Source organism: Micromonospora sp. AMSO1212t, from assembly GCF_008868145.1.
Classification (GTDB): Bacteria; Actinomycetota; Actinomycetes; order Mycobacteriales; family Micromonosporaceae; genus Micromonospora; species Micromonospora tulbaghiae.
In genome coordinates this window covers 19,298-28,381 of record NZ_WBKS01000074.1, presented here as the reverse complement: position 1 = coordinate 28,381, position 9,084 = coordinate 19,298, and the positions used below count along the sequence as shown (strand labels likewise).

Here is a 9,084-nt window from a genome sequence, read left to right as displayed (position 1 = left end):
TCCTGACCCTGATCTCCCGCTGAACCCTCCGCCCGGCAGATCTTGGTACGGATCGGCCCCGGGAAGGGCGGGCGCGTACCAAGATCTGCCGGGCGGAGGGTTCAGCGGGAGATCAGGGTCAGGATGCTGGCCTCTGGGGGGCAGGCGAAGCGGATCGGGGCGGTGGGGTGGGTGCCGAGGCCGGCGGAGACGTGCAGCCAGGAGTCCGAGCCGGGCCAGCGGTGCAACCCGCGCGCCATCGAGCGGGGCAGCCCGCAGTTGGTCACCAGCGCGCCGTACCCGGGCACGCAGACCTGGCCGCCGTGGGTGTGCCCGGCCAGCAGCAGACCGAAGCCGTCGGCGGCCATCCGGTCCAGCACCACCGGCTCGGGGGAGTGGGACAACGCGATCGACAGCGCCGCGTCGCCGCTGACCGGGCCGGCCACGGCGTCGTAGTCGTCCCGTTCGATGTGCGGGTCGTCCACGCCTGCCAGCTCGATCTCCCGCCCGCCGGCCTTGAGCGTGGTGCGGGCGTTGTTCAGGTCGGCCCAGCCGGCGCCGGTGAGGATGTCGCGCAGCTCCTCGTACGGCAGCGGCACGCCCTCGGTGTACTCCCGGTCGGGCAGGAAGTAGGTGAAGGGGTTCTTCAGGACCGGCCCGGTGTAGTCGTTGGAGCCGAAGACGAACGCGCCGGGCAGGTCGAGCAGCGGTTGCAGGGCGCGCAGCACGCCCGGCACCGACTCGGGGTGTGCCATGTTGTCGCCGGTGACCACGACCAGATCGGGGTCGAGCGCGGCCAGGGAGGCCACCCAGTCCTGTTTGCGTCGCTGGCCGGGCATCATGTGCAGGTCGGAGAGGTGCAGCACCCGCAGCGGTTCGGCGTCGGTCGGGAGCACCGGCACGTCGTACCGGCGGAGGGTGAACATGTTGCGCTCGACGAGCGACGCGTACGCCAGGGTGGCCGCGCCGGCGGCGACGGTTCCGGCCGCGAGCCGGAATAGTGTGCGCTTTCGCATGCCGTTCAGGGTAGTTTCACCGTCCATGAGCACGCTGAAGGACCGTCTCACCGCCGACATGCGCGCCGCTCTCAAGGCGCGCGACGAGCTGACCACCTCCACGCTGCGGATGGCCCTGGCCGCCGTGGGCAACGCCGAGGTCGCCGGCCGGGAAAAGCGCGAGCTCAGCGACGACGAGGTGCTCGTCGTGCTGACCAAGGAGGCGAAGAAGCGCCGCGAGGCGGCGGTGGCGTTCGCCGACGCGGGGCGCGCCGAGCAGGCCGGCAAGGAGACCGCCGAGGGCGAGGTGCTGGAGCGCTACCTGCCCAAGCAGCTCTCCGACGAGGAGCTGGCCGAGCTGGTCTCGGGGGCGCTCGCCGCGGGCGGCTTCACCGGCAAGGCGCAGATGGGCCCGGCCATGAAGGCCGCCCAGGCCGCGGTGGCCGGCCGGGCCGAGGGTGGTCGGGTCGCCGCCGAGGTACGCCGCCAGCTCGGTCTCTGAGCCGGCTCTTCCCGTAGCGCGGAAACGACGACGGCCACCTCCCGCAGGAGGTGGCCGTCGCGCTCTGCTGTCCGGGATCAGTTGCCCGGTCGTCCCGGTCTGCCGTTACCCGGTCCGCCCGGGCCACCCGGCCGGTCCGGTGTCGCGGTGCCGCCCTGCTCCGGAGTGCCGCCCTGGCCGGAGCTGACCTCGATCATCACCACGCCACCCTTGATGGTGCGCCCGTCAGGGCTGGTGCCGGCCGCGGTGCCGGCCGGGCACTCCGACGCCACCTTGTTGGTGGAGACCACCGGCTCGAAGCCGGCACCCTTCAGCCGGGACTTCGCGGTCTCGATCGACTCGCACTTGACGCCCGGGATGGAGCGCTGGTCGCCCAGGACGATCTTGCCGCTGGGCGGGGTGAAGTTCTTCCGCTCCTTGCCCTTCATGGCGTCACGCAGCGTCTGGTAGACCGCCGGGTTGATGCCCTGGGGCGTCTCGTCGTGGCCCATCTTCTGGTTGGTCTGCGGCCAGTCCGGGTCGGCCATGATGCCGGCCACCGCGTACTGCTTGGTCATCGCGACCAGCGCCGAGGTGCGGTCGGAGTCGGTGGTGCCGGACTTGCCGGCCACCGGCGCGTCGACGATGTTGCGGACGTTGCCGGCGGTGGCGGGGCCGCACTTGGTGGTGGAGGAGCGGTCACCGACCGGGCAGCGCGCGGCGTCGACGGCGGCGCGGGCCACCTCGGTGCTGACCCGCTGCTCGCAGCGGGGGTTGGCGACGTCCAGCTTCTCGCCGTCCGGGCCGCGGATCTCCTGCACCGGGATCGGCTCGCAGTACTTGCCGTCGGCGGCGAGCGTGGCGTACGCGTTCGCCAGCTCCAGCGGCGTGGTCTGGGAGACGCCGAGGCTGAACGCGCCCCACTGGTGCGGGTTGGCGGCGAGCTGCGCGTCGCTCGACGAGCGGAACGAGATGCCGAGCTTCTGTGCCGCCTTCACCACGTTCTCCGCGCCGACCCGCTGCTGGAGGTCGATGAAGAACGTGTTGACCGAGAAGCCGAAGCCGCTCCACATGTTGTGCATGCCGGCCATCGCGGGGTTGGCGTTCTTCGGGCAGTACTTGCTGGTGCCCGGGCAGGCGGCGGGCGAGTTGAACTCGACCGGGTAGTTGGACTCGAAGACCGGCTTCGCGTTGATGGGGTAGCTGAGCGGGTAGCCCTTCTCCAGCGCGGCCACCAGCGTGAAGATCTTGAAGGTCGAGCCGGCCTGGTAGCCGGCGATGCCGGGACCGCCGGTGACCAGCGGGTTCACCGTGTTGGGGTAGTTGCCCCGGATCTTCTTCTTGGCCTTCTTCGGGTCGCTGGAGATCTTGTTCTGCGGGTCGGACGGGTCGTCGAGCTTGAAGTTCCGGTTCACCGCCACGGCGCGGACGCGGCCGGTGCCCGGTTCCACGGCGGCCACCATCCGGGCCGCCTTGCTGCTCTCGCCGAGCTTGTTGCGGACGGCCTTGTCGGCGCCCTTCTGCGCCTGGACGTCCAGGGTGGAGACGATGGTGTAGCCGCCGCTCTTGAGCCGCCGCTCACGGTCGTACGAGGTGGCGCCGAACGTCTCCTGCTGGAGCCACCAGCGGTAGAGGTAGTCGCAGAAGAAGCCCCACGAGCGGGTGGTGGTCTGGGTGCAGCCGTTCGGGGTGCGCTTGCCCTTGACCTCAAGCTTGATCTTCTTGGCGGCGTCCGCCTCCTGCTGGGTGATCGCGCCGATCTGCACCATGTTCTGGATGACGTAGTCGCGCCGGCCGACCGCCTCCGGGTAGCCCGACTTGGTGGTCGGGTCGAACGAGGTGGGAGCCTTCACCATGCCGGCGAGCATCGCCGACTCCTGGATGTCGAGCTTGCTCGGCGGCTTGTTGAAGTAGACCTGGCTGGCCGCCCAGATGCCGTACGCGCCGTTGCCGAACGCGGCGATGTTGAGGTAGCGCTCCAGGATCTCGTCCTTGGAGAGCTCCTTGTCGACCTGGAGCGCGAGGCTCATCTCGCGCAGCTTGCGGCCGCTGGTGTCCTCGGTCGCGGCGACCACGTCGGCCGGGTGGGTGGCCGAGTACGAGATGGCCAGCCGGACGTACTGCATGGTGAGCGTCGAGGCGCCCTGCCGGGAGGAGCCGGCGGCCTGGTTGTTGACGAAGGCCCGCGCCACACCGTTGATGTCCACGCCGTTGTGCTTGTAGAAGTCGTGATCCTCGGCCGCGATGATGGCCTTCTGCATGGGCGTCGCGATGTCCTTGAGCTTGACGTCCTTGCGGTTCTCGTCGTACATCGTGGCCAGCACGGTCTTGCCGTCGGCCGCGAGCAGACGGGTGATCTGGGGTGCCCGGGCGACTGTCAGCTCCTTGGGCAGCGCCTCGAACGTCTCCGCCCCGGCCTTTGCGGCCAGTCCGGACATCGCCGCCACGGGGAAGGCCGCCGCAGCGACCACCACTCCGGCCAAGAGGCCGCAGATCAGCAGCGATGCGGCGTTGGTCAGCACGTTGTGGTCACGTTTCCGCATCCAGGTCACCTCGACAGGGTACGCGAGCAGGAATCGGCGGGCGCGCGGGGAAGTTTCCCCATTTCCTGCATGCGCCGGCCTCGTTGTGCTAAACGCACGAGCCCTGGTCCGGGGTTGCGTGAGATCCGGCGGAAGTCTCTGGCGAAGTCCGGGAGTAGCGCAGCGTTTTCACGTTCTCGGGCGGGGTAGTCGCGGGGCGAAAGCCCGGGAAGCCGGGAGTGTCCGGAATGATGGATTTCGCCGACAACGTTGCGTAATCGGGCGACTACACAGCATGATGGTGGCGGCGACCGCAGCCATGAGTCGTTCGTGCCGCCCTGGGGAGGCCGACGCGAACGACCGGGGGGATGTACGAGGGCTGCTCGCGCGAAGTCGGTAGGTACTGCAAGGGGGGACGTGTACAGATGGGCATGATCACTGACTGGCCGTCACTGGCGGCGTGTCAGAACGGAGACCCGGACGCGTTGTTCGTACAGGGCGCCGAACAGAACGTGGCGAAGAGGATCTGCCGGAGCTGCCCAGTTCGGTACGAGTGCCTGGCCGACGCGCTCGACAACCGGATCGAGTTCGGCGTGTGGGGTGGCATGACCGAGCGCGAGCGCCGGGCGTTGCTGCGCCGTCACCCGCAGGTCACCAGCTGGCGCAAGATGTTCGAGGCGGCCATGAAGAAGAACGCCAAGGAGAAGGCCGGCAAGGACAAGATCCTGGTAACCACGGCCAACTGACCGGACCGGTCAGCTCCGGCTGATCGCCTCGCCGATCGTCCGCAGCCCGTCGACGTCGTGCACGTCGGCGGGCTGCGCCGCCACCGACACCGCCGGCACCGCCGGGAACGCCTCGGTGAACCGGGCCGCCACCTGCTCCTCGCGTACCGCCTGCTGGGCCAGCGCGGCGTGCGCGCGCAACACCTCGACGGTGCCCTCGTGCCCACCCACGCCGGCCAGCCGCTCCGCGGCGGCCAGGCTCTCCGCGGCGGACAGGTCCGCCGCCGGCCGGTGCACCCGGTTGAGCACCAGCCCGGCCAGCGGCATCCGCTCGGACCGCAGGCGGCCGGCGAAGTAGGCGGCCTCCCGGACCGCGTCCGGCTCCGGAGCCGCGACCAGCAGGAACGCCGTCTCCCGGGCCTGGAGGATCCGGTACGTCTGCTCGGCGCGCTGCCGGAACCCGCCGAACATCGAGTCGAGGGCGGCCACGAAGCCGGACAGGTCGGTGAGCAGCTGGGCGCCCAGCACCTTCTGCACCACCTTCGAGAACATCCCGAAGCTCGCCGTGACCAGACTGAACATGCTCCGCCCGCCGCTGCGCGCCGGGGCCAGCAGCAGCCGCAGCATCCGGCCGTCGAGGAACCGGGACAGCCGGGCCGGCGCGTCCAGGAAGTCGAGCGCGGAGCGCGACGGCGGTGTGTCCACCACGATCAGGTCCCACTCGCCCCGGGCGTGCAGCTGGCCCAGCTTCTCCATCGCCATGTACTCCTGTGTGCCGGCGAAGGTTGAACTCATGGCCTGGTAGAAGGGGTTGGCGAAGATCTCCGCCGCCTTCGCCGGGTCGGTGTGCTGGAGCACCACGTCGTCGAACGTGCGCTTCATGTCGAGCATCATGGCGTGCAGTTCACCGCCGCTGGCCTCGACGTCGATGCCCTTGACCTGCCGGGGTGTGTTGTCCAGCTCGGTCAGGCCGAGCGACTGGGCCAGCCGGCGGGCCGGGTCGATGGTGAGCACCACCGTGCGCCGGCCGTGCCGCTCTGCTGCCCGCAGCGCCAGCGCCGCCGCCGTGGTCGTCTTGCCCACGCCGCCCGCCCCGCAGCAGACCACGATCCGTACGCCGTCGTCGGCGAGGATCTGGTCGACGTCAAGCGGAGGCGCCGCGTCTTCGGAAGGCACCAATCGAGCGTATCGGTCCCGAGGGGCACTCTGCTCCGTGCCGGCCGCAGGTGTGAGTCAATCCGCCCGGACGAGGGCCCCGGCGAGCGTCTCCAGCCCGGCCCGGTCGACCCCCTCGGGCAGCAGCGGCAACTCGACCAGGGGCAGGCCGAGATCCACCAGGTCACCCCGGAGGGAGTCCTCCAGCTCGCGGCGTACCTGCTGGTCACGGGCCTCTTCGACGAGCCCGGCCACGGTCGGGCCGTCGGTCGGCAGGCCGGCGGCGGCCAGCCCGCGCTTCAGCTCGGCCGCGGTGACCGCCCGCCCGGCCGGAACCGGCGGGCGGACGCCGTTGACGATCACGCGGCCGACCGGGAAACCGAGCTGGGTCAGCTCCGCCACCGCGTCGAGCGTCTCCTGGACCGGCATCTCCTCCAGCAGCGTGACCACGTGCACAGCGGTCATCGGCGACCGGAGCAGCGCGGAGACGCCCTCGCTCTGGGTCTTGATCGGGCCGACCTTCGCCAGCCGGGCGGTCTCCGCCGTCACGTTCAGGAAGCGGCCGATCCGCCCGGTCGGCGGCGCGTCCAGCACCACCGCGTCGTACGTCCGGCGCGACCCGCTCGTCCGGGTGGTCGCCTCCTTGACCTTGCCGGTGAGCAGCACGTCGCGCAGGCCCGGCGCGATCGTGGTGGCGAAGTCGATCGCGCCGAGCTTGCGCAGCGCCCGGCCGGCCGCGCCGAGCTTGTAGAACATGTCCAGGTATTCGAGGAGCGCCTCCTCGGCGTCGACCGCCAGCGCCCGCACCTCACCGCCGCCGGGCGCGTCGGCGAGGTGCCGCTCCTCGTACGGCAGCGGATCGGTGCCGAAGAGCTGCGCGATGCCCTGCCGGCCCTCCACCTCGACCAGCAGGGTGCGCCGGCCCTCGGCGGCCAGGCCGAGGGCCAGCGCGGCGGCCACGCTCGTCTTTCCCGTGCCGCCCTTGCCGGTCACCACGTGCAGGCGGGCCGGCCATCTGCCGGCGGACTCGGCCGGCTGCTCACTCGCTGCCACCCGTCGAGCCTAACCAGCCGTTGGGACCAGCCCTGTCCGGCCGGTGGGATCAGCCGACCTCGCAGACCCACCAACCCGTCTTCCGCACCACCGTGAAACGCAGCGCCTGCTCGGCGACCTTCTCGTCGGCGGTGGTCATGGTCACCCGGGCGGAGACGGTGGCCCGGTCCCCGGTCTGGTTGTCGACGGTCGGGGTGGGCCAGCGGAACCGGGGGTTCTGGTACTGCGCGACGTACTTCTGCACCTCGGCGACCTTGGTGGCGATCTTCTCGTCGTCGCGGGCGGCGGAGCAGACGAAGGCGGCTGCCTTCTCGGCGTCGCGCTCCTGGTAGACGGCCTTGAGGAAGCCGTCGACCGCGACCTGCGGCTCCTTCGCGCCCTGGCCGTCCTCGCTGTCGCGCAGCGCGAGGAACGCGGCGGTGCCCCCACCGCCGCAGAGCAGGACCGCGGCGGCCAGTACCAGCGAGACGATCAGCACCGCCGGTCGCTTACGCGGCTGGGTGTCGGACGGGTACGCCGGCGGGCCGGCTGTCGGTGCGGATCCCGGCGGCGCGCCGCCGGTGGGCGGCGGTTGCGGATTCGGGTCGCCGGGCGTGCCGGTGTCGCCACCGGCGGGCGGTTGGGTCATCTGTCTCCCCCGGGTTGCGGCTCCCGTCGCCGCCCCAGGCGACGGGCACGGGTCGAGGTGTGCGGACGCGCGTCGGCGCGCGTCCAGTCCGGAAGGGTATCGGTCGGCGGGGCGCTTGCCAGCCCCGCGTACGCGCCCCGCCGGACGGAGTCGGCCACCGTGTTTCCGACCCGCCTTGTGTCGCAAATGTGACTGGACGTGACGAGGCGTGCGCGTCCCGTTGCCGGGACTCGTCGCAGGATCTACGTTCGTCCCCGACGCGGAGAGCCGGGCCGGGGACGGCTCCGAGCCGGATGGCGGTGTTGGTGAACAGGTACGACGCCCGGAGGCGACGGATGCGCGACGCGGAGAACAGTCCCCGAGCCCAGTTCCCGGGTGACCGGGCCGGACGGCCGGGCGAGGCCGAGGGGCCGGGTGCGCCGTTCAACGAGCGGTCCTACGTCCCGCCGGTCGAGGGGGTACGGACGCTTCCCCGTTCCGGCGGGAAGGGGCGGGACGAGGACGAGCCCGGCTACGTCATCCACCTCCAGGTCCGGGTGCCCGACCTGACAGCGGCCACCGCGCTCGCCGGCACCGTGGCCACCTCGCTGGGCTTCCTGCTGGAGCTGGACGCGGGCGAGACCACCGTCTCCACCGCCGACGACCAGAACAACAGGCACCGGGTCTTCTGCGACCTGCTGCTGCCCGACCGCAGCCGATGCCCGCAGCGCTTCGAGCACGAGGGCCCGTGCGGCGAGCCGCCACCGGCGCCGGAGCCGCGTCCCGCGTCCTGGTGACCGCGGCGGACCGTAGGCTGTGCCTGACCGAAGTCCAAGTCAGGCAAGGGAGCCCTCCTCCGATGCAGAAGTGGGAATACGCCACGGTGCCGCTGCTGGTCCACGCGACCAAGCAGATCCTCGACAACTGGGGCGAGGACGGCTGGGAACTGGTCTCCGTGGTCCCCGGCCCGAACCCGGAGCAGCTCGTCGCGTACCTGAAGCGTCCGAAGGGCTGACCTCCATGAGCAACGGACCCCACGCGAAGCTCGCCGAACTCGGCCTGAAACTGCCCGAGGTGGTGCCGCCGGTGGCCAGCTACGTGCCGGCCGTCCAGTCCGGGCAGCACGTCTACGTGTCCGGCCAGCTGCCGATGGCCGAGGGCAAGCTGCTCGCCACCGGGAAGGTCGGCAACGGCGTCTCGGCCGAGCAGGCGAAGGACCTGGCGGAACGGTGCGCGCTCAACGCGCTCGCCGCGATCGACGCGCTGGTCGGGCTGGAGAACGTGGTGAAGGTCGTGAAGCTGACCGGCTTCGTGGCCAGCGCGTCCGGCTTCACCGGCCAGCCCGGCGTGATCAACGGCGCCTCCGACCTGTTCGGCGCCGTGTTCGGCGAGGCCGGTCGTCACGCCCGTAGCGCCGTAGGCGTGGCGGAGCTTCCCCTCGACGCCCCGGTAGAGGTAGAGGTCATCGTCGAGGTCGCGTGACCCTCAACCCGCGATCTTGCGGTTGCTGCCCCGGCAGAAGCCCCAGACGGGGACAAACCCCGGGCCGGAACTGCAAGATCGCGGG

The 9,084-nt window shown here is 71.2% G+C and carries 10 protein-coding genes; 5 read left to right on the top strand and 5 right to left on the bottom strand.

What is annotated here, in order from left to right:
- Positions 1–101: 101 nt before the first annotated feature.
- Positions 102–995: a metallophosphoesterase gene (locus tag F8279_RS18860; RefSeq protein WP_151500623.1), complete on the bottom strand. Its 894-nt coding sequence runs from the start codon at positions 993–995 to the stop codon at positions 102–104.
- Positions 996–1,020: 25 nt separating this feature from the next.
- Between F8279_RS18860 and F8279_RS18855 the strand changes: the two genes are divergently transcribed.
- On the top strand, positions 1,021–1,476 hold the full coding sequence (locus tag F8279_RS18855) for a GatB/YqeY domain-containing protein (RefSeq protein ID WP_151500622.1): 456 nt from the start codon (positions 1,021–1,023) through the stop codon (positions 1,474–1,476).
- Between the two features lie 77 nt (positions 1,477–1,553).
- On the opposite strand, the gene F8279_RS18850 is transcribed toward F8279_RS18855, so the two are convergent.
- Entirely contained in the window at positions 1,554–3,998 is a 2,445-nt protein-coding gene (locus F8279_RS18850) for a transglycosylase domain-containing protein (RefSeq protein WP_151500621.1), read from the bottom strand.
- Between the two features lie 404 nt (positions 3,999–4,402).
- On the opposite strand from F8279_RS18850, the gene F8279_RS18845 reads away from it, so the two are divergent.
- Complete coding sequence (locus F8279_RS18845; protein ID WP_013289026.1) at positions 4,403–4,723, top strand: WhiB family transcriptional regulator; 321 nt, start codon at positions 4,403–4,405, stop codon at positions 4,721–4,723.
- Positions 4,724–4,732: 9 nt separating this feature from the next.
- Here F8279_RS18845 and F8279_RS18840 read toward each other — a convergent pair whose 3' ends face one another.
- The 3 genes from F8279_RS18840 to F8279_RS18830 are packed head-to-tail and all read right to left on the bottom strand — an operon-like array spanning position 4,733 to position 7,538.
- On the bottom strand, positions 4,733–5,881 hold the full coding sequence (locus tag F8279_RS18840) for an ArsA-related P-loop ATPase (RefSeq protein ID WP_175438843.1): 1,149 nt from the start codon (positions 5,879–5,881) through the stop codon (positions 4,733–4,735).
- Between the two features lie 54 nt (positions 5,882–5,935).
- Complete coding sequence (locus tag F8279_RS18835; RefSeq protein ID WP_091425837.1) at positions 5,936–6,910, bottom strand: ArsA-related P-loop ATPase; 975 nt, start codon at positions 6,908–6,910, stop codon at positions 5,936–5,938.
- A 49-nt stretch (positions 6,911–6,959) separates the two neighbouring features.
- Positions 6,960–7,538 carry a hypothetical protein gene (locus tag F8279_RS18830; RefSeq protein WP_091425835.1) on the bottom strand — a complete coding sequence of 193 codons (579 nt, stop codon included), beginning with the start codon at positions 7,536–7,538 and terminating at the stop codon, positions 6,960–6,962.
- A 335-nt stretch (positions 7,539–7,873) separates the two neighbouring features.
- On the opposite strand from F8279_RS18830, the gene F8279_RS18825 reads away from it, so the two are divergent.
- The 3 genes from F8279_RS18825 (at position 7,874) to F8279_RS18815 (ending at position 8,999) form a co-directional block, all read left to right on the top strand.
- Positions 7,874–8,314 carry a hypothetical protein gene (locus F8279_RS18825; RefSeq protein WP_091425833.1) on the top strand — a complete coding sequence of 147 codons (441 nt, stop codon included), beginning with the start codon at positions 7,874–7,876 and terminating at the stop codon, positions 8,312–8,314.
- A 62-nt stretch (positions 8,315–8,376) separates the two neighbouring features.
- Positions 8,377–8,532: a DUF4177 domain-containing protein gene (locus F8279_RS18820; protein WP_013289021.1), complete on the top strand. Its 156-nt coding sequence runs from the start codon at positions 8,377–8,379 to the stop codon at positions 8,530–8,532.
- Between the two features lie 5 nt (positions 8,533–8,537).
- On the top strand, positions 8,538–8,999 hold the full coding sequence (locus F8279_RS18815) for a RidA family protein (protein WP_091425832.1): 462 nt from the start codon (positions 8,538–8,540) through the stop codon (positions 8,997–8,999).
- Positions 9,000–9,084: the final 85 nt, after the last annotated feature.